Origin of the sequence: Streptomyces sp. NPDC047917 (assembly GCF_043204345.1) — a bacterium.
GTDB lineage: Bacteria > Actinomycetota > Actinomycetes > Streptomycetales > Streptomycetaceae > Streptomyces > Streptomyces sanglieri.
Genome location: NZ_JBIDCA010000021.1, coordinates 1 through 20,701, shown reverse-complemented (window position 1 = coordinate 20,701; position 20,701 = coordinate 1). Strand labels below are relative to the sequence as shown.

The 20,701-nt window shown below is 71.5% G+C and carries 17 protein-coding genes; 10 read left to right on the top strand and 7 right to left on the bottom strand.

Features of this window, described 5'->3' with window-relative positions; all coding sequences use genetic code 11:
- Positions 1–56: 56 nt before the first annotated feature.
- On the bottom strand, positions 57–1,067 hold the full coding sequence (locus ACGF8B_RS38440; RefSeq protein WP_392747177.1) for a TauD/TfdA family dioxygenase: 1,011 nt from the start codon (positions 1,065–1,067) through the stop codon (positions 57–59).
- A gap of 231 nt (positions 1,068–1,298) precedes the next feature.
- Here ACGF8B_RS38440 and ACGF8B_RS38435 point away from each other — a divergent pair, with 231 nt between their 5' ends.
- Both ACGF8B_RS38435 and ACGF8B_RS38430 read left to right on the top strand, forming a co-directional pair.
- On the top strand, positions 1,299–2,138 hold the full coding sequence (locus ACGF8B_RS38435; protein WP_392747175.1) for a 4'-phosphopantetheinyl transferase family protein: 840 nt from the start codon (positions 1,299–1,301) through the stop codon (positions 2,136–2,138).
- Positions 2,135–2,668 (top strand): hypothetical protein, encoded by a 534-nt coding sequence (locus tag ACGF8B_RS38430; RefSeq protein ID WP_392747174.1) that lies wholly within the window; start codon positions 2,135–2,137, stop codon positions 2,666–2,668. Before ACGF8B_RS38435 ends, ACGF8B_RS38430 begins: the two co-directional genes overlap by 4 nt.
- A gap of 35 nt (positions 2,669–2,703) precedes the next feature.
- On the opposite strand, the gene ACGF8B_RS38425 is transcribed toward ACGF8B_RS38430, so the two are convergent.
- Entirely contained in the window at positions 2,704–4,536 is a 1,833-nt protein-coding gene (locus ACGF8B_RS38425) for a BTAD domain-containing putative transcriptional regulator (RefSeq protein WP_392747172.1), read from the bottom strand.
- A 233-nt stretch (positions 4,537–4,769) separates the two neighbouring features.
- On the opposite strand from ACGF8B_RS38425, the gene ACGF8B_RS38420 reads away from it, so the two are divergent.
- Entirely contained in the window at positions 4,770–5,423 is a 654-nt protein-coding gene (locus tag ACGF8B_RS38420; protein WP_392747171.1) for a cutinase family protein, read from the top strand.
- 90 nt (positions 5,424–5,513) lie between these two features.
- Here the strand turns inward: ACGF8B_RS38420 and ACGF8B_RS38415 are convergent, their stop codons facing one another.
- The 3 genes from ACGF8B_RS38415 to ACGF8B_RS38405 form a co-directional block, all read right to left on the bottom strand.
- Complete coding sequence (locus ACGF8B_RS38415; protein ID WP_392747169.1) at positions 5,514–6,566, bottom strand: BTAD domain-containing putative transcriptional regulator; 1,053 nt, start codon at positions 6,564–6,566, stop codon at positions 5,514–5,516.
- Positions 6,567–6,679: 113 nt separating this feature from the next.
- A complete protein-coding gene (locus ACGF8B_RS38410) occupies positions 6,680–7,039 on the bottom strand; it encodes a VOC family protein (RefSeq protein WP_392747168.1) in 360 nt (119 codons plus the stop codon).
- A gap of 24 nt (positions 7,040–7,063) precedes the next feature.
- Entirely contained in the window at positions 7,064–7,549 is a 486-nt protein-coding gene (locus ACGF8B_RS38405; protein WP_392747167.1) for a winged helix-turn-helix transcriptional regulator, read from the bottom strand.
- A 110-nt stretch (positions 7,550–7,659) separates the two neighbouring features.
- Here ACGF8B_RS38405 and ACGF8B_RS38400 point away from each other — a divergent pair, with 110 nt between their 5' ends.
- Together ACGF8B_RS38400 and ACGF8B_RS38395 are read left to right on the top strand one after the other, a co-directional pair.
- Complete coding sequence (locus ACGF8B_RS38400) at positions 7,660–8,994, top strand: MFS transporter (RefSeq protein ID WP_392747166.1); 1,335 nt, start codon at positions 7,660–7,662, stop codon at positions 8,992–8,994.
- Between the two features lie 32 nt (positions 8,995–9,026).
- A complete protein-coding gene (locus ACGF8B_RS38395; protein ID WP_392747165.1) occupies positions 9,027–9,689 on the top strand; it encodes a lysophospholipid acyltransferase family protein in 663 nt (220 codons plus the stop codon).
- Positions 9,690–9,897: 208 nt separating this feature from the next.
- On the opposite strand, the gene ACGF8B_RS38390 is transcribed toward ACGF8B_RS38395, so the two are convergent.
- Together ACGF8B_RS38390 and ACGF8B_RS38385 are read right to left on the bottom strand one after the other, a co-directional pair.
- A complete protein-coding gene (locus ACGF8B_RS38390; RefSeq protein ID WP_259933495.1) occupies positions 9,898–10,110 on the bottom strand; it encodes a DUF5988 family protein in 213 nt (70 codons plus the stop codon).
- 112 nt (positions 10,111–10,222) lie between these two features.
- Positions 10,223–11,734, bottom strand: a complete 1,512-nt coding sequence (locus ACGF8B_RS38385; protein WP_392747164.1) for a DHA2 family efflux MFS transporter permease subunit — start codon at positions 11,732–11,734, stop codon at positions 10,223–10,225.
- A gap of 185 nt (positions 11,735–11,919) precedes the next feature.
- Between ACGF8B_RS38385 and ACGF8B_RS38380 the strand changes: the two genes are divergently transcribed.
- From ACGF8B_RS38380 to ACGF8B_RS38360, 5 genes are all read left to right on the top strand, one after another.
- Entirely contained in the window at positions 11,920–12,375 is a 456-nt protein-coding gene (locus tag ACGF8B_RS38380; RefSeq protein ID WP_392747163.1) for a MarR family transcriptional regulator, read from the top strand.
- Positions 12,376–12,527: 152 nt separating this feature from the next.
- Positions 12,528–13,307 carry a thioesterase II family protein gene (locus ACGF8B_RS38375; protein WP_392747161.1) on the top strand — a complete coding sequence of 260 codons (780 nt, stop codon included), beginning with the start codon at positions 12,528–12,530 and terminating at the stop codon, positions 13,305–13,307.
- Between the two features lie 22 nt (positions 13,308–13,329).
- Positions 13,330–14,142, top strand: coding sequence for a metallophosphoesterase family protein (locus tag ACGF8B_RS38370; RefSeq protein WP_392747344.1), 813 nt, complete (start codon positions 13,330–13,332; stop codon positions 14,140–14,142).
- A 139-nt stretch (positions 14,143–14,281) separates the two neighbouring features.
- Positions 14,282–16,879, top strand: coding sequence for a LuxR C-terminal-related transcriptional regulator (locus tag ACGF8B_RS38365; protein WP_392747160.1), 2,598 nt, complete (start codon positions 14,282–14,284; stop codon positions 16,877–16,879).
- A gap of 136 nt (positions 16,880–17,015) precedes the next feature.
- On the top strand, positions 17,016–20,701 hold a 3,686-nt coding region (locus ACGF8B_RS38360; protein ID WP_392747158.1), incomplete at its 3' end, for a type I polyketide synthase.

The following is a 20,701-nucleotide window of genomic DNA, read 5'->3' as shown; positions in this document are numbered from 1 at the left end:
GGGGGCCGGCCCCTCGGCCTGCCTGGCTGATACGGACGTCGCGTGCGTGGCCCCGCTCAGCCCAGGACCGCGCCGTCGCCCGCCCGGTCCACCCGGCTGCGCCGGTGGTCCAGATGCGCGTACACCCGGTGCAGCCAGCGGTCCGCACCGTCGTAGGACGGGGTGAACGACGTGCGGCCGTGCACCGCGAGGCGGTTGTCGACGACCGCCAGGTCGCCGACGCGCAGCGACAGCGCCGACATCGTCTCCATGAACGCGCTCCGCAGCTCCGCCATGGCCTGCCGGGCCTCGTCGTCCAGCGGATGCGTGGCGGAGAAGTCCACCAGCACATTGGGGTCCTCCGGGTCGCCGTTCAGCACCGCGTGGGCGGGCGTCACGCTGTCCAGGGCGCCGAAGGACGGCGGCGGCTCGGTCAGGAACCGCGGCTCGCCGAGCACCGTCCGCGCCTTCTCCGAAAGCAGCGGAAGCGCCCGGCGGATGGACGACGTGCACAGCTTCGCATCGCCCGTCGGGTCCTCCCGCACACAGAGCAGACCCACGAAATCCGGACGGTTGTCATGGAATGCGTTTTCGATGTGGAGTTCCAGAAGAACAGATCCCGCATTGCTCTGCGATGCCTCGCTCCCCGGAACCGGAACGACATTCTGAACCAGTGCACCGGACTTTTCGTTACGGAATGCTATGACCTCCCCGAGATTCAGCATCGCGGTGGTGACGACCGAAGCGGCGACCGTGGGAACACGCTCCACCGACCCCTTCACGGCCGGCGTGGGAAGCAGCGGGTCGTCCGCCACCACCGGCAGATTGCGCAGCAGCAGGACCCCGTCGGGGCCCGCGTCGTGACGGAACGCGCGCAGCGCCGAGAGCAGCCTGCGCGGAAGCTGCACGGAGGCGTCACGTGCGGCGTCCAGCCAGCGGAGATCGTCGATCCTGCCGTCCGCGACCCCCTTCGGGGTCAACTGCTCGGCGACGGCGACGAGTGCGTTCTGCTCGGCCTCCGTCAATTCCACGACGGTGCCGGCCGCTGCTGCCGAAAGCGGCAGGGAAAGCGTATGGGTCTCGGACATGTGGACATCCTCGGGTCGGTCGGAAATTACCGTCCGAGTCTCCGGGCAAGTGCTATCGCGACCCTACGGGGAATTCGCACCCAGGCACATATAGACGGCCCGTAGCCGCCGGGCGGACGATCGCACCGTGGCATTTCTGTCCGCACGGCAGTCCGTGCGGAGGACCGGAGGCCACGGGAAACCACGAGAGGTCGACAAGGACCGTCGAGGAACAAGGAATGGGGGCAGTCCATGGCGTTCGTATCCGGAACACCGAAGAGCACCGGGACGCAGCAGCCTTCCCGGGCAGCGCCCGGGGCACCGGATCTTGCCGGTGCGGCCCACGTCTGGTGGTGGCAGCCACCGCAGCGGGTCGTCCCCGACGACCTCGCGCTGCTCGGCACCGACGAGTTCCACCGCGCGCTCACCCTGCTGGCCGAGCGGGACGTGGCCGCCTTCGTACACACCAGGGCCGGGGCGCGCCGCGCCCTGTCCGAACTACTGCTGGTGGCACCGCAGTCCATCGAGCTGGGGCGTCGGCAGTGCCCCGGCTGCGGGGACTTCGGGCACGGCCCGCCGCTGATCGAGCGCCCCGAGGTGCCCTGGGCGATCAGCCTCTCCCGCACCGCGGGCTGCGGGGTCTTCGCGCTCGGTGACGGACCCGCCATCGGGGTCGACGTCGAAGCCGTCCGGCCCATGCGCCAGGCCTCGCTGTACGACTCGGTGCTGACCGACAACGAACGCGCCCATCTGGTGTCGTTGCCGCCCGGGCCGGTACGCGACGCGGGGTTCCACCGTGTCTGGACGCGCAAGGAAGCCGTGGTGAAGGCGGTCGGGCTGGGGCTGGTGGGCACCGCGCTGAACCGGCTGGAGACCTGGCCGGCCCGGCACGGCCCGGTCCGCGTACTGCACACGCACTCCGGCCGCACCACCGTCTGGTCGGTCCAGGACCTGCGGCTCAACGACCGGGTCGCCGCCGCCATCGCCCGCCCGCCCGGCGGGGCCCCGCCCGGACCCGTTCACATCCACTCCGTACTCGGCCCGCCCGAGGCGGCCGACGCACCCGACACCGAAGGAGACCGACCGTCATGACGACGCAGCCACTGGAGACCGCCCCGATGGCCCCGACCGCCCCGGCTCCCCGGACCGGCATCACCGGGCAGCTCGACGACACCGAACTGACCGGCTACTTCGCCGAGCTCGCCGCCGCCGTCGAGCAGGCGGACCCCGGGCCCGCCGCCCGCGGCGGCTGGGAGGAGCGCGAGCGCGTCCGGGTCTCCGTCTGGGTCCGCACCGCCTACGAACACCCGCTGTCCGCCGCCGTGTTCGGCCGGCCCGTCGGACCGGTCGCCCACGACGTGCGGGCCGGTCAGGCGGCCGAGCTCGGCTTCCGGATCGACGTCGGCAGGGGCCGCGCCGTACCGGCCAAGCCGTCCGCCGAGGTCCGGGCCGTCGCCGCGGTCGCCGCGATGTGGGCGGTCACCGCGACCGCCTTCGGCGCCGCGGCCCGGCCGCCCCGCGAGCGTGTCGTCGCCGACGCGTGGACCGTGGTCCGCGAGACCATCGCCCCCGCGCTCGTCCCCGAGATCCCGACGTACTCCTGGACCCGCGGAACGTGGTGACGGCACGGACGACGGCGACTCCCAGGCCACCGCGGTCACCCGACCGCGGTGGCGCTGTCGTGCGCGGTGGCGGCCGGGTCCGCCGCGTCGAACGATGCCGCGTCCAGCGACGCCGCGTACAGCAGGACCAGTTCATGGCACCGGTACAGCGGCAGCCCCTGCGGATCGAGGCCCGAGAGATCGAGCAGCGCGGTGTCCACCAGCGACTCCAGCACCCGCTCGGCCTCGTCCTCCGACATCGCGAGACGCACCGAGGCGTCCCGGGCCGAGAACGGCTCCGTACCGGCACCGGACAGCGCCCTGAGCGCCGACGGGCCCCCGTCGGCCATCCGCCGCACCGACGGCAGCAGCGCCCCGCGCACATCCAGATCACCGAACGACAGCTCGGCGAGCCGCTCCGCCGGATCCGCGAGCCGGGCCGCGAACCGGCGGGCCGGCCACGACGGCCGCGCCGCGAGCCGGGCCCCCACCACGGCGAGCGCCAGCGGCAGCCCCCCGCAGTACGCGACCAGGTCGTCGGCGGAATCCGGGTCGTCCCTCAGCCGCTCCGCACCGGCCGCGGCCGCCAGCATTGCCAGGGACTCGTCGTCGTCCAGCGGGGTGAGGGCCACGGTGTCCGCCCCGGTCACCCGGGCCAGCCGGGCCCGGCTGGTGATCAGCACGGCCGCCTGCGGGCTCGCCGGCAGCAGCGGCGCCACCTGGAGGTCGCCGACCGCGTCGTCGAGGACGACGAGAAGCCGCTTGCCGGAGGTCCGCGCCCGGTAGAGCCGGACCAGCTCGTCGCGGTCGGCGGCGCGCGGGGAACCACCGTCGAGACCGGGCTCGCCCAGCGCCCGCAGCAACCGCACCAGCACCTCGCCGGCGTCCTTGGGCGTGCCGTCCTGATCGCACAGTTCGGCGAAGAGCTGGCCGTCGGGGAAGTGCCCGGCGCTCTCCTCGGCGGCGCGCACGGCGAGCGCGGTCTTGCCCACCCCGGCCATCCCGGTGACCAGCAGCCGCCGGGGCCGGTTCGTGCCGGCCGCCAACCGCGCGGTCAGCAGCGAGAGTTCCGCGGACCGGCCGACGAACCCGTCCTCCGCGGCCGGAAGCATGGTGGGTACATCGGACCGCCCCCGCGCTGCCCCTGCACCTCGCAACCCCAACTCCCCGCCCAGCACGGCCTGGTACGTCGCCCCGAGCGCCTCGCCCGGGTCCACGCCCAGCTGATCGACGAGCACCTTGCGCCCCTCGTAGTACGTCTGGAGGGCGTCGGCCTGCCTCCCGCACCGGTACAGCGCGGTCATCAGCTGGGCGCGCAGCCGCTCGCGTACGGGGTGTTCGGCGACCAGGCCCGTCAGCTCGGCCGTCACCTGCTCGTGCATGCCCAGCGCGAGATCCGCCTCTATGCGGTTCTCCAGCGCCAGCATCCGCGCCTCCTCCAGCTGCGGCAGCTCCGCCTCCAGAAGGAACTCGGTCACGTTCGACAGGGCCGGACCGCGCCACCACCCGAGCGCCTCGGTCAGCAGTGCCTGCGCGTCGGCGAAACGCCGCTCGCGCAGCGCCTCACGGCCGAGCCGGTCGAGCCGCTCGAACTCGACGACGTCGATCCGGGCCCCGGGCGCCCGCAGCACGTAACCGGGCTGCCGCCGCACGATCTCGACCTCGTCACCGAGCAGCTTGCGCAGCCGCGACATGTACGTATAGATCTGCGCGCTCGCTGTGACCGGTGGATCCCACCCCCACAGCAGCGCGCCGAGTCTGGAGTCCGAGACGACCCGCCCGTGTGCGAGCAGCATCGCGGCAAGGACCGTATGCACCTTGGAACCGGACAACGCGATCCAGTCCCCGTCACGCCGGGCCTCCACCGGCCCGAGAATCCGGAAGTCCATGCGGCAAACCCCTTTCAGGTCTGAGCCTCCTGCATGAACTCCGAAGTTAGGCGGCGCCCTTATCCATGGGTTATCGCCGACGGCCGGACGCCGATACCGCCCGCCGATACGGCCCGCCGGAGCCGGGTTTCATCGCGATGTCATCGACCGCTGCCACAGTCTTCGATGACCCGCGCCGACCGCGTACCGCACCGGAACGCGGCCGCGCCGGCCAACCACATGGGGAGAACGGAATGCGAACAAGAAGGATCGCGGCCGCGGCAGCCGGTCTGCTGCTGACCGCCGGGCTTTCGGTGGCACAGGGGACCACGGCACAGGCGGCGGCGCCGTGCGACGGCACCTACACGATCGTCGTCGGGGGCACCGGCAGCTCCTGGAACAACGACGGCTTCTACGGCAACATCCAGCAGCACGTCGGGTACCCCACCACGATCCCCAACGGCGCGAGCGCCCGTGCGGGCGTCAACGAGCTGAACCGGCTGGTCCGCGACCAGCGGGCGGCCTGCCCCGGCCAGCACGTCAAGATGGCCGGATATTCCCTGGGCGCCGCGGTGGTGCACGTCTGGGTCACCGAGAACTGGCAGACCTTCGACAACGTCAACGCCATCCTCATCGCGGACCCCAAGCGCCAGGGCAACCCCGGCGCCAACGGCGGATCCGTGCCGTTCGGCGGGATCGTCGGCGCACCGCTCGCCGGTGCCGACAAGTTCTTCGGCAACGTGCCGGTCAAGACCATCTGCCACTGGGACTACGTCTGCGACGAGTCCGCCGGCATCTGGACGTACCCGGCCAACCACGTCAACAACTACCCCGAAGACTTCAACATGGACCACCACGACGACGGCGCCAACGAGCAGTGGTACAACGGCGCCTGGTACCCCGCGTAACCGTCACCATCGACGCGTTTCACCATCTGCCGGTGGCCGGGGGACGACCGGCCACCGACAGATGGTGATCTCCCACCAACCCCCGGGCTATCACGGCGTGATACCTCTGAGCCCGGCCTCGTCCCCGCGCAGAATCATCTGGCACGTCCGCCGCAGCATCCGGCCGGGACGAACCCCCAGGTCATCGGCCAGCCGGCGGCGGGCACGATCGAATACGGTCAACGCGTCGGCCTGCCGGCCACCGCGGTAGAGCGCACGCATCAGCATCGCCGCCACCGACTCGTTCAAGGGATGCGCCGCGGAGCAGGCGGACAGCTCGGCGATCGCTTCGCAGTGCCGGCCCAGCCGCAACTGCCACTCCGACTTCCGCTGCACGACGGCGATCCTGCGCTCGGTGAGCCGCAGCCGCTCCAGCTCGGCGAACGGACCGGGCAGACCGGCCAGCAGCTCCCCGCGGAACAGCCCCAGCGCCCGGGTGCACAGCCGGACCGCCTCCGCCGTCTCGCCCGCCCGATCGGCCGCCGAGGCATCGGCGACCAGCTCCTCCATGCGCGCCAGGTCCACCTCGACCCCGCCGGCGGACAGCCGGTAGCCGCACCGGTCGTGCTCGATCACCGACTCCGGGCCGCCCCCGGGGCGCAGCGTCTTGCGCAGCCGGTAGATGTACACCGGCACCACGTTCGTGACCGGCGGCTCCATCCCCCACACCCCGTCGAGCAGCTCCTGCTGACTGACCGTCCGACCCGTGCACAGCGCCAGTGCCGCCAGCACGGCCTGCTGGCGCAGATGCCCCGGATCCAGGGCCCGCCCGCCCAGCCGCACCTCCAGCGGCCCGAGTACGGAGATCTCCACCCTCGGCCCGCCCGCCGACCGCACCACCGGGCCCGCCGCCTGCGGACGGGGACCGCAACCGGGCACGACCAGGCCGCAGTCGAAGGCATGGACGACGGCGGCGGCCCGGTCGCGCAGTCCGAGTTTCACGAGGATCCGCGCCAGGTGCCCGGCCACGACGTCCTCGGAGACGGCGAGGGCGGCAGCGATCTCGTCGTCCCGCAGTCCGCAGCCCACCGCGTGCAGCACCTTGCGCTCCTGCCGTCCCAGCGCGGCGGCGGTCGGCCGGCGGGTCGTGACGGTCGTCGGCATCGCTGCTCCCCGGGCTCCGGGCTGGTCGTTCTGGCGGGCGCCGTCGAAAAGGTAAGGGCGGGAGCGCCGGACGAGGCATCCGGAACGATCCGGAGTGACACGTGCCGACGCTCCTACGGCCCCTCGATGCCGACGACGGTCCCGAACGGATCACGCACCTGGGCGATCCGCCGCCCCGGCCCGACCACCAGCGGACCCCGGTGATGCGCGCACCCGGCCGCCAGCAGCCGCTCCCGCACCCGGTCGACGTCCGCGACTCCCCAGTACACGACCGGGCTGCCGCCACGTGGATTGCGCTCGTCGTCGACGGGGTGGAACCCGATCTCGACCCCGCCGGTCTCCACCCAGGCGTAGACGTCCCCGGCATCGCTGACGTCCACCTGCACGGGAGCGTCCAACAGCTCTCCCCACCAGCGGGCCGAGGCCTCGGGATCCAGGGCGAACGTCATCACGGTACGAACGCTGTCGAACACGACCCACCTCCAAAGTGAGCCATCCTACGAGTTCCGGCCCGGCGGGCGGTGGGGTGTCGTGGTGCCGTCGAGCTTGGTGACGACCGTCTCCTCCGGTGTGAGGGGCCGGCCGTCGTGCGCCCGGACCTCCAGCGGGAGCAGGGGAAGGCCCTGGCGGCGATCGGTCAGTTCCGAATGGGGTTCGCCGGGTTCGAAGAACCGGGCCTCGCCCCACTGACGCAGCGCGACGATGACGGGGAAGAGCTCCCGGCCCTTCGCCGTCAGCTCGTACTCGTTGTGCGCGCCGCCGTCGGGCGCCGGCACCGACTTGAGGATCCCGCCCGCGACCAGGGTGCGCAGCCGGGCGCTCAGGATGTTCTTGGCCACCCCGAGACTGCGCTGGAACTCGCCGAAGCGCCGGCTCCCGTCGAAGGCGTCGCGCACGATCAGCAGCGACCACCAGTCGCCGATCGCGTCGACCGATCGCGCGACCGGGCAGTCGCTGTCGTCGAACCTGGTCCGCTTCACCACGACGCTCTCCTCCGCGGTCGGTCGTCCACTCCATGCCGGTTGCAACATGCTACCAGTCACCTCTACGGTCACTGGTAGCAACATGCAACCGAACTGCTGGAGGGTCCACCATGCACCAGGCGACACCCGCCGCCGCACTGCCCCGCGGCGCCACCGCACTGTTCGCGGTCGCCTGCGGAACCGCGGTCGCCAACGTCTACTTCGCCCAGCCGCTCCTGGTGGCCCTCGGCAACGAGTTCGCGATCGCCCCGGCGGCGCTCGGCACCGTCGTCACCCTCACGCAGACCGGGTACGGCCTCGGCCTCTTCCTCATCGTTCCGCTCGGCGACCGGCTCGACCCCCGGCGCCTGATCACGGCACAACTGCTCCTGCTGGCCGCCGCGCTCCTCTTCGTCGCGACCGCGACCAGCAGCGCGGCACTCCTCGCCGGGATGGCCTCCGTGGGACTGCTCGCGGTCGTGACACAGTCCCTGGTCGCCTGCGCCGCCTCCTTCACCGAGCCCGCCCGGCGCGGCCGCGTCGTCGGCACCGTCACCAGCGGCGTCGTCACCGGCATCCTGCTCGCCCGTACCGTCTCCGGACTGCTCGGCGACCTCGCGGGCTGGCGCTCGGTCTACCTCACCTCCGCGGTACTGACCTGCGCGGCGGCCCTCGCCCTGTACCGCGTCATACCCCGGCGCGACACACCGGCGCCCACGCCGGGATACGGGCGCCTGCTCACCTCCACCGTCCGCCTGTTCACGCGGGAACGCCTGCCGCGACTGCGCGCGCTGTTCGCGCTCCTCGTCTTCGCCGCGTTCAGCACCCTGTGGAGCAGCGTCACCCTGGTCCTCAGCGATCCCCCGATGTCCCTTTCGTCCACCGCGATCGGCGCGTTCGGACTGCTCGGCGCCGCCGGAGCACTGGCCGCGAACGTCGCGGGCCGGCTCAACGACCGCGGCCACGCGAACCGGACCACCGGCATCGGCCTGGCCCTGCTGACCCTCTCGTGGCTGCCCCTCGCCCTCACCCGGCAGTCACTGTGGGCCCTCGCGGCCGGAGTGGTCCTCCTCGACCTCGCCGTACAGGCCGTGCACGTCACCAACCAGAGCCTGATCCACGCGCTGCACCCGGAGGCGGGCAGTCGGCTCATCGGCGGCTACATGGTCTTCTACTCGATCGGCAGCGCGGTCGGGGCCCTCGCCGCGACAACCCTGTACGCCATGGCGGGCTGGGGCGCGGTGTGCGTGCTGGGCGCCGGATTCAGCGGCCTGGCACTCGTCATCTGGGCGCTCACCGAGAGGGGCGCCGCCCGCCCGGCTGGGAAGATGAGGGACGCCATCCGCCCGGCTGGGAAGAAGAGGGATGCCATCCGCGCGTCCGGGAAGAAGAGGCCCGTTGTCCGCCCGGCCGGGAAGATGAGTACGACGACTCACGACCCGGCCGGCGCCCGCCCCCGACGATGAGGACCAACATCGTCGAGACCGGGAGACCGTTCATGCTCAGCCGCATCGCCGACGCCCTGGTGCCCGCTGTCGGCCGCCTCACGGTGACCACCGACCCGGGCACCGAGCTCGCGCCCGGCAGCATCGTCGCCGCGAACCACACGTCCTTGGCCGATCCCGCGATCGTGACCGCCGCTCTGCACCGCCTCGGTGCCGAGCCGGTCATCATGGCCGCCGCGGGGCTGTGGCGCGTACCGGTGCTCGGCCGTGCGCTCGTCCGCGAGGGACACATACCCGTCGTCCGCGGAGACCGGCGCGCCGCGGCCGCGCTGGACGCCGCGGTGGAAGCCCTGGAGCGGGGACGGCTGGTCCTGATCTACGCCGAAGGGGGCCTGCCCCGCCGCAGGGACGCCGTGGAAGCGGCACCCGGCACCTTCCGCAGCGGCCTGGCCCGGCTCGTCGAACGCACCGGCGCCCCCGTCGTACCCGTGGGCCAGGCCGGAGCCCGCCGGATCACCTCGGGCAGCACCGTCAAGCAACTCTCCGGTCTGCTCACGGCCCCACTGCGCCGACCGGACCTCCATGTACACGTGGGCGCGCCACTGGAGTTGACCGGCGACCGCGCCGCCCGCACGGCACGGGCCCGGACCGCGGTGACCACCGCGTGGCGTACGGCCGCCGCCCATCTGTGCGAGCCCGGCGCACTCGCCGCGTAGCCCCCGGGAGCGGCGGTCCGGGAGCGACGTCCGCCCGCCCGGTTCCTGCGTTCCCGCCCGGTTCCTGCGTTCCCGCCGGTGCGGACAGCGGAGGGCAGCGGTCCGGGATGCTGCCGGGCCGCTGCCTGATGGATCGTTCCGTGTTGTCGGCCGACGCGGACCGGTTCCGGTCGCGCCCGGCCTGTCCGACCTGTCCGGCTGGTCCGGTCTACTCGGCGACGTAGGTGCAGCCGCTCCAGGCGAACACCTGGAGCTCTCGGTTGCCTTCGACGACGGTCTCGTCGGTCGGCTCGAAGTGCTCGTACCGGTTGCCCGAAAGTACCTTCACCTTGGAGTTCGTGTTCGCGATGTAGCGCACGCGGTCCTCCTCGTGGATGAGGAACGTAGGACCACCAGTGAGAATGACGTTGGGATTCTCCATGACTGCCGTCTCCTTCGGCGCAGGTGCGGATTGTTCGGAAGTCCTCATTGCTTCGGCTTGGCAGTAGGGGTGCTTCGCTGCGCGCAGGATCGGCGGTCGCTCTAAAGCTCGTCTAAAGCGTTTTCCCGTCCGCCGGTCCCGTCGTGGCGCCCACGGCCCGGCCGGTCCCGGAGCCGGCCCCGGCCGGAGAGGCGACAGGGGTTGTGGCCGGATCGGTGGCCGGTGTGCGGGACTTGGTGTGGTTGCGGATCAGGAGGCAGGCGAGCAGACCGACCATCAGTACCGAGATGGGCAGGGCCACGGTGCTGTGCAGAGTGGAGAGGAAAGCGGCCGAGTAGGTCTGGCCGGCCGAGATCCCGGCGGAGAGCTGTCCCTGCACGAGGGCGCCGACAGCGGCCGCACCGATGACCGAACCGATCTGGCGGACGGTGTTGTTGACACCGGAGGCGGCTCCGGCGAGCTGGGGCGGGATGTTGCGCATGGCCTCGGTGGACATCGGGGCGACGATGCATCCGACGCCGAGCCCGGTGAGCAGGGTGGCGGGGACGAAGGCGTACCAGGAGGTCGCGGGGCCGGCGATCAGGGCGATGGCGAGGATGCCGGACGCGTACAGGGCCAGTCCGGTGATCATCAGGTACTTGCCGCCGATCCGGTCGGACATGCGCCCGGCGAACGGGCCGAGTGCCATCGACACCAGGGAGGACGGGGCCAGCACCAGACCGGCCTTCATCGCGCTCATGTGCAGGACGGACTGGAGGTAGAGGTTGAAGGGCAGCACCAGTCCCAGCATGGCGATCGAGACGAGTCCGACCAGCACGGTCATCACGGTGAAGTTGCGGTCCTTGAAGAGCGCGAAGGGGACGAGCGGCTCACGGTCCTGCCGGCCGCGCTGGTGCAGCAGGAACCCGACGGCCAGAGCCGCGCCCGCGGCGAGCAGCGTCCAGATGCCCGGGCCCCACTGGTAGCGCTCGCCCTCCTGGAGTCCGAATGCCAGGCAGAACAGGGTGGCGGTGGCGAGGAGAACGCCCGTCAGGTCGAAGCGGTGGGCGCGGGCGGGGCGGATGTCGGGGACGAGCAGGAACGTGAGGACGAGCGCGGCGATCCCGATCGGTACGTTTACCAGGAAGATCCAGCGCCAGCCCACGGCCGAGACCAGGACGCCTCCGAGGGTCGGCCCCGACAGGGTGGCAAGGCCCGCGACCGTGCCCCAGATGCCCAGCGCGGAGCCGCGCCGCGAAGCCGGGAAGACGGACACGATCAGGGTCATCGTCTGCGGTACGAGGAGCGCGGCGCCCAGACCCTGTACTCCGCGGGCGGCGATCAGGGCCGCTGCGTTCGGGGCGAATCCGCAGGCGATGCTCGCCAGGGTGAAGACGACCAGGCCCGCGGCGAACAGGTTGCGCGGGCCGCGCATGTCGCCGAGCCGGCTCGCGGTGATCAGCAGCACGGAGAGCGTCAGCGCGTAGGCGCTGACCACCCACAGGGTCTGGTCGAGCGAGGCGCCCAGGCCGTTGATCATGTCGGGGATCGCGATGTTCACGATCGTCAGGTCCAGCAGGGTCATGAAGAACCCGAGCGAGAGCGTCACCAGGACTGCCCAGGGGTTCCCGCGCCACTTGAGCACGACCGTCTCCTTCGTCCGTCGATGGCCGGTGTCCCGGCGTCTGCTTCGAAGCTAACCCATCTCGTTAGATGTATCAAGATAGATGTATCGAAGTAGTTGCATCTCCCGAAGATGCATCCTTGAGAGATGCATCTTCGGGAGATGTATCTCTGGAAGATGCATCGAAAGCGATGTAACCTGGCGGCATGGATGGAGTAGAGCTGTTCCTGCTGGGGCGAACCTTGATGAAGATCGGGGAGGGCGCGATGCCCGAACCGGAGGGCGGCGCTGCCCGCTACGGCGGCGGTGTGCGTTCGGTCCTCATCGTGGTGAGCGACCTGGCCACCCACCCCGACAGCGCGGTCGGCGAGATCGCGGCCCGCACCGGCCTTCCGCAGAGCCAGGTGTCCACCGCGGTGGCCCGCCTGAAGGAAGCCGGTGCCGTGGTCACCAACCCCGACCCCGCAGACCGCCGCCGCCTGCTGGTCCGGCAGTCCGCCCGCCCCTCCGACCGGATGGCCCAGGTCAGGGCGACCTCCATCGAGGGCGCACTGGCCGACGCGCTCGACGACGATCCCGAGCGGCTCAAGGAAGTCACCGAGGCCCTGGACGTGCTCGCCCGCCATCTCTCCCCGCAGGCCAGGTCCCGCAAGCAGACCTGACGGATCCGCTCCCGGGGCGGACGCGACCGCCGCCTCGGACGATCCCGGCGGCGCCCACCCCTCTCCGCCCCACCGGGCCTCGCCGCGCCCACTCCGCCCGGCCCCGGCGCGCACAAGCCCCGCTTAACCGGGAAGAGCTAGCTTTCCGGCACATGAGCATCCACGAGACCGAAGCAGAACTGTGGATCCGGCGCTTCCACCCGGCTCCCGAGAAGCCGATCAGGCTCGTCTGCCTGCCGCACGCGGGCGGCACCGCCTCCTCCTTCTTCCGCTACTCGCAGGTCCTCGCGGCGACCGCGGACGTGCTCACGATCCAGTACCCGGGGCGCCAGGACCGGCGGCACGAACCGCCACTGACGACGGTGAGCGCCCTGGCGGACCGGCTCCACCGGGTGATCGCCCCCTACCACGACCGTCCGCTGTTCCTCTTCGGCCACAGCATGGGCGGCGTCCTCGGCTTCGAACTGGCCCGCAGGATGGAGCGCGAGGGCAGGCCGCCCAGCGGTCTCATCGTCTCGGGGCGGCGCGCCCCCGACATCTACGCCGCGGACAATGTGCACACCCGCGGGGACGAGGCGCTGATCGCGGAGATGAGCACCCTCTCGGGCACCGACCCGGGGGTCCTCGCCGACGAGGAGATCCTGCGGATGGTGCTGCCCGCCATGCGCGCCGACTTCAAGGCGATCGAGACCTACCGCTACCGGCCGGACGGGTCGCAGCCGGCCCTCGGCTGCCCGCTGAGCGTGCTCACCGGGGAGTCCGACCCGCGCGTCAGCCTGGAACAGGCCAAGGCATGGCGGGAGTTCACCAGCGGCCCCTTCACCTTCCGCAGCTTCCCGGGCGGACACTTCTTCCTGACCCCGCAGCAGGACGCCGTCACCGCGGCGATCGCCCAGGACATGGCCCTGATCTCCCAGCCCGCCGCCCACTGAACCCGTGGCGCACGGGAAGCTGCTGGCCATCAGTGACCTGCACGTCGGATACCCCGAGAACCGCCTCGTCGTCGAAGGGCTGCGGAGCACGACCGACCAGGACTGGCTGATCATCGCCGGTGACATCGGCGAGCTGGTCTCGGACATCGAATGGGCCGTGCGGCTGCTGGGCGAACGCTTCGCCAAAGTGGTGTGGACACCGGGGAACCACGAACTGTGGACCCCACCCGACGACCCGGTGCAGCTGCGGGGCGAGGAGCGGTACCAGCACCTGGTGTCGCTCTGCCGGGCCGCGGGCGTCGTCACACCGGAAGACCCCTACCCCGTGTGGCACGGCCCCGGCGGACCCGTGCTCGTCGCCCCGCTGTTCCTGCTGTACGACTACACCTTCCGCACCGGTACGGCCCGGAACAAGGAGGAGTCGCTGGCCCAGGCGTATCGGAGCGGCATCGTCTGCTCGGACGAATTCCTGCTGCACTCCGATCCGTACCCGAGCCGCGAAGCGTGGTGCCGGGAACGCGTCATCGCCACCGAACGGCGGCTCCAGGAGATCGACCCCGAGCTGCCCACCGTACTGGTCAACCACTTCCCGCTGGTGCGCGAGCCGACCAGGATCCTGCGCCACCCCGAATTCGCCCAGTGGTGCGGCACCGCGCGCACCTCCGACTGGCATCTGCGCTTCCGCGCCCGGACGGTCGTCTACGGCCATCTGCACATCCCCCGCACCAGCTGGTACGACGGCGTGCGCTTCGAAGAGGTGTCGGTCGGCTACCCCCGCGAGTGGCGTACTCCGGGCCATCCCCGTACCGTTCCGCGCACCGTCCTCCCCGCCTGAGGGACTGCCCGCCTGAGGGACTGCCCGCGTCCCGTGGGTCGGGCCTCCGGAACGGGCCCGGGGCGAACTTGCTGCCCCGCAGGTTGTGGCCACCGATTCCCGGCTCCCGACCGCCCGGAACGTACATAACCTGCTGCTCATGACGCTGTTGAGCCGAGACGCCGAACGGACACAGCTCGACGGCGCGCTGGCCGCCTGCATGCGCGGCGACACCGGCATCGTGCTGGTGGAGGGCGCCGTGGGCTGCGGCAAGTCCGCCCTGCTGCGGCACTGCGCCGACGCCGCACAACGCCACGGAGCCGCGACCGTGCGTGCCGCGTACCCGGACTGCGCCACGGACCTCGCCACCGCGGTCGGCGTCGTCCCCGAGCGAACCCCCGTGGTCGTCTGCCTCGACGACATCGACCAGGCGGACGCCGCGTCCCTGGGCCGGCTCACCGCATGGGTGCGCACCACGTCCCACACCACCCGCGCCGGCGGCCTGCTGCTCGTACTCACCGCGGCCGACGCCCCGTCCCGCGACGCGGGGCTAGACACCGAACTGCTGAAACACCCCGCGTACACAAGGATCCGTGTCGGTCTCCTGGACCGCCCCGCGACCGCGGCACTGGTGCGTGAGCACACCGGCGCACCGGTCGCCCGGGCCGTGGCCGACGGCCTGCACCGCATCAGCGGCGGGAACCCCTTGCTGCTGCGCGCCCTGCTCTCCGAACCCGGACACGTACCCGAGCCGGGCGGCCCCTTCTCGCGCGCGGTGCTCACCTGCCTGGAGCGCTGCGGTTCGGCCGCCCCGCGCCTGGCACGGGCGCTCGCCGCCCTCGGGGACAGTGCGACCCCGGAGCGCGTCGCGAGCGTGCTCCGCATGACGCCCACCGGGGCCACCCACACCCTGACCGCGCTCCGGGCCACGGGCCTCGCCCTCGGCGACCGGCTGCGGCACGCCGCGACAGCCGCGGCGGTGCTGGACGGCATGGACCCGGCAGAACGCGAGGAACTGCACCGGCGGGTGGCCCGCGTCCTTCACGCGTCCCGGGCCGAGGCCGCCGTCATCGCCGACAGCCTGCGGGCCTGCGGCGGCATCGGCGACTCCGACGAATCCGGTGACTCCGGCAGCTGCGGCAGTTTCGGCGGCTCCGGCAGCGACTGGGTCGTACCCGTGCTGCGCGAGGCGGCACAGCAGGCCATGGCGGTCGACGAACCCGAACGTGCCGCCGCCTGTCTGCAACTCGCCCACGCGTCCTGCGCGACCGACACGGACGAGCCCGCACGCGGGGAGATCATGCTTCAACTCGCCGCCCTCACCTGGCGGTTGAGCCCGGCGGCGGCAGAACAACATCTGGAGGAGCCGCTCGCGGCCCTGCGTGCCGGACGGCTCGGCGCCGCCACCGCGGGACATCTCGCGAGACTCCTCGTCGCCCAGGGGCGCATCGAAGAAGGCGCCGAAGCCCTGAGCCGTACGACAGGCACCGACGCGTTGCGGGAACTGTTCGCGCTTCCGCCGGGCGGGAGCCACCCCACCCCGCCCGGCGGAGCACACCTGAGCGCCTGCGCGGCGCTGTGGACCCACCCCGGCCACCAGGACGACGCGAAGGACGCCGAGCGATTCCTCGACGGTGCCCCGGCCGCCCAGGGCACCCATGAAGCCCTGGCCCAGGCCGTACGGACACTCCTCCACACCGACCAGCCACGCAGGGCCGCCGAATGGTGCCGACGCCTTCAGGAACAGGCCGCCCGGCACCGGACCCCCGGGCTCCGGGCCATGTACGGCACGCTGCACGCCGAGGCACTCCTGCGCCTCGGCGACCTCGCGGGCGCCGAACGGGAGGCGACCACGGCGATCCGGGCGGTCGCCGGCCGAGGAGGCCACTTCCGGTCCGCGCCCGTCGCCGTCCTCGTCATGGCACTCACCAACATGGGCCGGTACGACGATGCGGCACGGCACCTCGAACCCCTCGTACCGGAGCGCACCCTGGCGACGGTCCACGCACTGCCGCTGCTGCGCGCCCGCGGACAGTACTTCCTGGCAACACACCGTGCCGAGGCGGCGCTGGGCGAATTCCTCGATCTGGGCCGCCTCGCACGGCGCTGGGACCTGGACCGGCCCCGCCAGCACCCCTGGCGCACCGACGCCGCCGAGGCGCTGCTGCGGCTGGGCAGACACCAGGAGGCCACGGCGCTGATCACCGAGCAACTGGCCCTGCCCGACGCGACGGGCGCCCGGCTGCGTGGTGTCGCGCTACGCCTGAGGGCGGCCACCGAAATGCCCCGCGAACGGACCCGGCTGCTGACCCGGGCGGTCGCCGAACTCCGGGGCAGCGGAGACCGGTTGGAACTGGCGCGCGCCCTCGCCGACCTGGGCCGCGGCTTCCAGACGCTGGGCGAGGGAACGCGTGCGGGCTCCGTGGTGCGACGCGCCTGGGGGCTGGCCGCCGACTGCGGGGCGGCACCGCTGTGCGAGAAGATCCTGCCGGGTCAGGATCCGGGCACGCCGGGCTCCGCGCGTGGCACGGTCGGTGTGGACAGGACCGGTCGGCTGAGCGAATCGGAACGGAAGGTCGCCGCGCTGGCCTCGGCCGGATACACGAATCGCGAGATCGCGGCCGAACTCTTCATCTCCACCAGCACGGTCGAACAACATCTCACCAGGATCTACCGCAAGTTGCACATATCCCGGCGTCGTGACCTGCCGCTGGACCTCGAATTCGACACCTGCGAATCCGCCCCCCTCCGGTCGTGACCGGAACACGGCTCAGCAGCCCCGCAAGAAGGGCTTTAGGCCTGCTTGTGAGGGTGGCCGACCGGATTGGGCGTAGGCGCGGGAACTCCACCCAACGTGTGATTTCTGCGTGTTGATGAAACGGAGACCGGGCATCGTGCTTTCTGAATCTGACATGCCGCAGAACGAACCGATCGCAGTGGTGGGCCTGGCGTGCCGTTTCCCGGGCGGAGAGAGCCCGGAAGCCTTCTGGGACCTCCTGGTCGCGGGCGGTGACGCGGTCGGCGAGGTGCCGGCCGACCGATGGGACGCGGCGGCCTTCCACGACACGGATCAGTCGGCGGTTGGGAAGACAGTCGCGCGGCGTGCCGGATTCCTGTCGCGGGTCGATGGCTTCGACGCGCGTTTCTTCGGGATCTCGCCGCGTGAGGCGGCGGCGATGGACCCGCAGCAACGACTGGTGCTGGAGCTTGCGTGGGAGGCGCTGGAGAACGCGGGGCTGGTACCCGGGGCGCTCTCCGGTTCCTCGGCGGGTGTGTTCGTAGGAGCGATGGCCGACGACTACGCGACGTTGTCACGGCGCGCCGGTGCGGAGGGGATCGGGGCGTTCACCTCGACGGGCCTGGCCCGGAGCGTGATCGCCAACCGGGTGTCGTACCTGCTGGGGTTGCGCGGTCCGTCCTGGGTGGTTGATTCGGGCCAGTCGTCTTCCTTGGTGGCGGTGCATCAGGCGTGTCAGGCGTTGGCTCGGGGTGAGGTGGGCTGGGCGCTTGCGGGTGGGGTGAATCTGATTCTGGCGCCGGAGTCGTCGGTGGCGGTGTCGAAGTTCGGTGGGTTGTCGCCGGACGGTCGGGCGTATGTGTTCGACGAGCGGGCGAATGGTTATGTGCGGGGTGAGGGCGGCGGTCTTGTCGTACTGAAGCGGCTGGTGGATGCGGTCGCTGACGGGGATGACGTGGTCTGTGTGATCGCGGGTGGCGCGGTCACGAATGACGGGGGTGGTGAGGGCCTGACCGCGCCGAGCGCGGAGGGTCAGGAGGAGGCGCTGCGGCTGGCGTATGAGCGGGCTGGTGTGTCGCCCGCTGATGTGGATTATGTGGAGTTGCACGGTACGGGTACCCGGGTGGGTGATCCGGTGGAGGCGGTTGCGCTGGGTCGTGTGCTGGGGCGTGCGGAGGGTCGTTCGGGTGCGTTGAGGGTGGGGTCGGCGAAGACGAATGTGGGGCATCTGGAGGGTGCCGCGGGGGTTGTGGGGCTGGTCAAGGCGGCGTTGGCGGTGCGGTATCGGCAGCTGCCGACGAGTCTGCATTTCCGGGTTCCGAATCCGGGGATCGATCTGGAGTCGTTGAATCTGCGGGTGCAGACGGAGCTGGAGGACTGGCCGCACGAGGGTGTTGACCGTGCGCCGGTGGTGGGGGTGTCGTCGTTCGGGATGGGCGGTACGAACTGTCATCTGGTGCTGACGGCCGGGCCTGAGCAGGTCGAGAGTGGTGGTTCCTCCGAGTCGGTGCCGGATGCGCAGGTTGTTCCGTGGATCCTCTCCGCCAAGTCGGTCGGGGCGTTGCGTGAGCAGGCGGGGAACCTGGCCGGGTTCGTGGAGGGCCGGCCGGAGGTGGAGCCGGTTGATGTGGGGTTCTCCCTGGCGACGGCGCGGTCGGTGTTCGAGCACCGTGCGGTGGTGCTCGGGGAGAACCGGGAGGAGCTGCTGGAGGGGCTGCGGGCCCTGGCGGAGGACCGGCCCGCTGCGGACGTGATCCATGGCCGGGCCTCACAGACCGGCAGTGTCGCGTTGCTGTTCTCGGGCCAGGGCAGTCAGCGTGCGGGGATGGGCCGTGAGTTGTACGAGACGTTCCCCGTCTTCGCGGCGGCGTTCGACGAGGCCTGTGCCTTCCTGGACCGTGAACTGGCCCAGGAGCTGAACAACGGCTCGGTCGGGTCGTTGCGGGACGTGGTCTTCACCCGTCCCGGCGACGGGGCTGCGGGTTTGCTGGACGAGACGGTGTTCACGCAGGCCGGCCTCTTCGCGGTCGAGTCGGCCCTGTACGCGCTGGTGTCGTGGCTGGGGGTGCGCCCGGACGCGGTGATGGGGCACTCGGTCGGTGAGATCACGGCGGCCTGGGCGGCCGGGGTGTTCTCCCTGGAGGACGCATGTGTCCTGGTCGCGGCCAGGGGGCGGCTGATGCAGGCGGCCCGTCCCGGCGGCGCGATGGCCGCGATCGCCGCGCCCGAGAACGAGATCACCGATCACCTCACCTCGTACGAGGGGCGGGTGTCGGTGGCGGCGGTCAACGGACCCGCCGCCGTCGTGATCTCGGGTGACGCGGATGCCGTGACCGAGATCGCGGACCACTTCCGTGAGCAGGGCACCCGCACGAAGCGCCTGACCGTGTCGCACGCTTTCCATTCCTCCCACATGGACGCGGCTGCTTCCGCGTTCGAGGAGGCCCTGGCCGGGGTCGTCTTCCGTGAGCCGTCCCTGGCCGTGGTCTCCAACATCACCGGTGCCATGGCCGAACCCGGCACCCTGACCACCCCCGCCTACTGGGCCCGGCACATCCGCGCAGCCGTCCGCTTCCACGACGGCATCGACACCCTCCACACCCACGGCATCACCACCTACCTGGAACTGGGCCCCGACCCCGTCCTGACCGCGCTTGTCCGTGACGCTCTGGATGGCCGGAGTGCCGTGGTGGCGGCGTGTGTGTTGCAGCGGGACAAGGGTGAGGTCCGGACGGTGCCGCGTGCGCTGGCGGCGGTGTTCGCGTCCGGGACCGAGACCGACTGGACCCCGCTCCTCGGAGCCGGTCGGCGCATCGCTCTGCCCACCTATCCCTTCCAGCGCAAGCGGTACTGGATCGACACCCCCGAACTCACCGGCACCCCCAACCCGGCCGGTGCCGTGGCCGCCCGACCGGCTCCCGGCCCCACCGACCACGACGAGACCGAGGCGGACGGCGACGAGGAGGACACGGTCCTGGGGGAGTGGGCACAGAAACTCCGATCCCTGACCAGCAAAAAGGGCGACCAGCTCCGACAGAAGCTGATCACCGATCTGGTGTGCCGCCACACGGCGCAGATCCTCGCGTACGAGAGTGCCGAGGCGGTCGATCCGACCCTGCCGTTCCGTGACCTGGGCTACAACTCGCTGACGTCGGTCGAGCTGCGCAGCCGGCTGGCCGCCGACCTGGGCATAGCCCTGCCCTCCTCCCTCGTCTACGACTACCCCACCCCCGAGGTGCTGGCCCGGCACATTGTGCGGGACCTGGTGAAGGCGCCCGACCCGCACGCTGTCGATGCCGTGCTCTCCGGTCTTGACGACTCCTCCGACGAACCCCTTGCCGTGATCGGAATGGGGTGCCGCTACCCGGGAGGCGTGGCCTCGCCCGAAGACCTGTGGCGCCTGGTCACCTCCGGTACGGACGCGATCGGGGAACTGCCCGAGGACCGCGGCTGGGACTTGAACGATCTGTACGACCCGGAGCGGGGCCTGTCGGGCAAGACCTACGCCCGCCACGGCGGGTTCGTGTACGACGCCGACACCTTCGATGCCGAGTTCTTCGGCATCAGCCCGCGCGAGGCCCAGGCCATGGACCCCCAGCAGCGGCTGCTCCTGGAGACCGCCTGGGAGGCCCTGGAGCGGGCCCGGATCGTGCCCGGTTCATTGCAGGGCAGCCGAACGGGTGTGTTCGTCGGGGCGATGACGCAGGAGTACGGCCCGCGGCTCTACGAGTCGGCCGCCGGATCGGAGGGCTATCTCCTGACGGGGACGACGGCGAGTGTGGCGTCGGGTCGGATTGCGTATTCGTTGGGTCTTGAGGGGCCGGCGGTGACGGTGGACACGGC

What these genes read in the sequence shown, in the direction of transcription:
- ACGF8B_RS38440 (WP_392747177.1), bottom strand. Translation starts at nt 1,067, where the DNA reads ATGTCCGAGACCCATACGCTTTCCCTGCCGCTTTCGGCAGCAGCGGCC.
- ACGF8B_RS38435 (WP_392747175.1), top strand. Translation starts at nt 1,299, where the DNA reads ATGGCGTTCGTATCCGGAACACCGAAGAGCACCGGGACGCAGCAGCCT.
- ACGF8B_RS38430 (WP_392747174.1), top strand. Translation starts at nt 2,135, where the DNA reads ATGACGACGCAGCCACTGGAGACCGCCCCGATGGCCCCGACCGCCCCG.
- ACGF8B_RS38425 (WP_392747172.1), bottom strand. Translation starts at nt 4,536, where the DNA reads ATGGACTTCCGGATTCTCGGGCCGGTGGAGGCCCGGCGTGACGGGGAC.
- ACGF8B_RS38420 (WP_392747171.1), top strand. Translation starts at nt 4,770, where the DNA reads ATGCGAACAAGAAGGATCGCGGCCGCGGCAGCCGGTCTGCTGCTGACC.
- ACGF8B_RS38415 (WP_392747169.1), bottom strand. Translation starts at nt 6,566, where the DNA reads ATGCCGACGACCGTCACGACCCGCCGGCCGACCGCCGCCGCGCTGGGA.
- ACGF8B_RS38400 (WP_392747166.1), top strand. Translation starts at nt 7,660, where the DNA reads ATGCACCAGGCGACACCCGCCGCCGCACTGCCCCGCGGCGCCACCGCA.
- ACGF8B_RS38395 (WP_392747165.1), top strand. Translation starts at nt 9,027, where the DNA reads ATGCTCAGCCGCATCGCCGACGCCCTGGTGCCCGCTGTCGGCCGCCTC.
- ACGF8B_RS38390 (WP_259933495.1), bottom strand. Translation starts at nt 10,110, where the DNA reads ATGGAGAATCCCAACGTCATTCTCACTGGTGGTCCTACGTTCCTCATC.
- ACGF8B_RS38380 (WP_392747163.1), top strand. Translation starts at nt 11,920, where the DNA reads ATGGATGGAGTAGAGCTGTTCCTGCTGGGGCGAACCTTGATGAAGATC.
- ACGF8B_RS38375 (WP_392747161.1), top strand. Translation starts at nt 12,528, where the DNA reads ATGAGCATCCACGAGACCGAAGCAGAACTGTGGATCCGGCGCTTCCAC.
- ACGF8B_RS38365 (WP_392747160.1), top strand. Translation starts at nt 14,282, where the DNA reads ATGACGCTGTTGAGCCGAGACGCCGAACGGACACAGCTCGACGGCGCG.